A 260-nucleotide genomic window follows, 5' to 3' on the forward strand; every position below is an offset into this window, starting at 1 on the left:
GTGTTGCGCTTCGTGCGCTGGTACAACGACGAGCACCGACACAGCGGCCTGAAATACGTCACGCCAAGCCAGCGGCATCAGGGCAAAGCTACCGCATTGTTGGCGCAGAGAACGGCGCTGTATGAAGCGGCGCGCGCCCGGAATCCGCAGCGTTGGACCGCGGGCATCCGCAACTGGGAACTCCCAGATGCGGTGTACCTGAACCCGGAGCGAGCGCAGCAAAACGCAGAGAATTACAAGCAAGCAGCGTAACGGCTGAG

At 61.9% G+C, this 260-nt stretch carries 1 pseudogene; it reads left to right on the plus strand.

The features are described from left to right. Positions 1-252 (plus strand): annotated as a pseudogene (locus ACYP5B_RS43560) (IS3-like element ISPpr7 family transposase); the annotation flags it as partial. Between the last annotated feature and the right edge of the window lie 8 nt (positions 253-260).

The organism is Cupriavidus sp. 8B, from assembly GCF_054589115.1.